The sequence below is a fragment of the Desulfonatronum sp. SC1 genome (assembly GCF_003046795.1).
Classification (GTDB): Bacteria; Desulfobacterota; Desulfovibrionia; order Desulfovibrionales; family Desulfonatronaceae; genus Desulfonatronum.
The window spans coordinates 1-1728 of sequence record NZ_PZKN01000067.1 but is presented as its reverse complement, the minus strand read 5'-3'; the positions used below and the strand labels follow the sequence as shown (position 1 = coordinate 1728).

Below are 1728 nucleotides of genomic sequence, written 5' to 3'. Positions count from 1 at the left end.
ACAATGCAGCAGATGCGCACACTCCATTCATGTCTTTGTTGGAATGCCGGGGCACGAAAAGCGACCCGCAAGCTTGAGGAACCAAGCGACGCCCAGGCCCAGATACTGAAGGCCATGGGCTACGGAGTGAGCAGTGGGGTCTTACAGGAATTGGCGACTTAACACACCGAAATCACTTGCGTTTTCAAAAAAAATGACGTTCAATCTGTTAAACTCCTGTTAGATTCATCCTTCGTAAAAGAAACATTTTCAAAAGTTCGATCAATGCTAGAAAACCTTGTAGAGCGGTATAAAGCATGGGACACAAAATAAAAACCCGTATAACAAAATCAATACACCCGATCGCTACGCTCCGGGTGATTTCGTCGTTGTGCGAAGGGAAACATGAAGATACTGATCATCCTCGGACATCCTGATCCTGGAAGCCTGAACCATGCAATCGCCCACGCGGTGCGGGACGACATGGTGAACGCTGGACACGAAGTCCTGCTCCGCGATCTATACATGGAGGGCTTCAACCCTGTGCTTTCTGCGGAAGAGATTCCTGAAAACGGAAACGTACCTGCAGAAATTCAGGCTCACTGCAATGACCTTAGCTCTGCTGATGGGATTGTAATCGTTCATCCTAACTGGTGGGGACAGCCACCAGCCATTCTAAAAGGTTGGATCGACCGTGTATTCCGACCTGGCCTCACCTACCGGTTTGAGGAAGGAGATAATGGCGAAGGCGTCCCCATCGGGCTGCTCCGGGCAAAGGCCGCTGTTGTCTTGAATACATCGAACACCGAGGAAACGAGAGAACAGACTGTGTTTGGAGATCCACTGGATGCGATCTGGAGGCGATGCATATTTGATCTCTGCGGGGTCCGCTCATTCCACCGCAGGATTTTCACGGCGGTCGTAACCAGCACGAGAGAGCAACGTGTTGCGTGGATTGAAGAAGCCAAAGTTCTTTGTAGAGGTGCATTCAAGGAGAAATCACTCAACAATCTCCTGGACCATACCCATTGAAGCCGCGTGGACGCAGTCAGCCCCGGCCCGTTGGGCAACAGAACGAAAATGTCGCTACTTATCCAAGAAGTTCCAGCAATGGATGCACCAATGGAACTGCTACTGCTCGCTGACCCTTCGGAAGAAAAGGTTCGTTCTTACCTTCCGATGTAAAAATGCATCGTTGCTTCAAGTGGTGGGGTTGTTGTTGGAACATGTGTAGTCAAACCACTTGATGCAGGCGCGTATGAGCTAATGAGCATTGCCATACAACCAGCCCATCAGAAATCCAGCTATGGTACAATGCTCATGAAAAGGGTCATTGATTTCTTTTGTAAATCCGGCGCAAGTCCTCGAGACTCCTACCAATAATCAAGAACTTCACGAAATTCACGCTCTTCTCTTAGGGGATCGGCCGGGAGCCGCCTTGGATTGAGCCAGAAGGCTTTCCCAGTCTTCCGGAGGGCATCCTTTGTCCAGCATTTTCCGGAAGACCTTGTACGCGTCGTTTCCACTGTCGTACGCCCTTTTTGTCTGCTCGTCGTTGACCCAGGCATAGACAATGATTCCCTTTTTCCGATGATAACGGAAGAAGAGGCGGTATTGTTGAACAGGACTTTAACCGCATCGCGCCAAATCCAGCCTTTTCCGCAATAATTTCTGCATGTTAACCTGGCCCTTTGCGTAAGACCCTACTGATATCTCTGCTTTTTTGTCAAAAAAACGTTTAATTTTATA

At 49.2% G+C, this 1728-nt stretch carries 2 protein-coding genes and 1 pseudogene; 2 read left to right on the top strand and 1 reads right to left on the bottom strand.

All coding sequences use genetic code 11. The annotated features are described in order from the left end of the window. Positions 1–384 precede the first annotated feature (384 nt). Positions 385–1011, top strand: a complete 627-nt coding sequence (locus C6366_RS18330; protein WP_107740630.1) for an NAD(P)H-dependent oxidoreductase — start codon at positions 385–387, stop codon at positions 1009–1011. Between the two features lie 159 nt (positions 1012–1170). Continuing rightward, complete coding sequence (locus tag C6366_RS20795; protein WP_107740628.1) at positions 1171–1362, top strand: GNAT family N-acetyltransferase; 192 nt, start codon at positions 1171–1173, stop codon at positions 1360–1362. An 18-nt stretch (positions 1363–1380) separates the two neighbouring features. Here the strand turns inward: C6366_RS20795 and C6366_RS20790 are convergent. Continuing rightward, a pseudogene (locus C6366_RS20790) lies at positions 1381–1587 on the bottom strand (type II toxin-antitoxin system YhaV family toxin); the annotation flags it as partial. Between the last annotated feature and the right edge of the window lie 141 nt (positions 1588–1728).

Excerpts from the sequence above, each read along its gene's own strand:
- C6366_RS18330 (WP_107740630.1), top strand. The coding sequence starts at position 385 with ATGAAGATACTGATCATCCTCGGACATCCTGATCCTGGAAGCCTGAAC.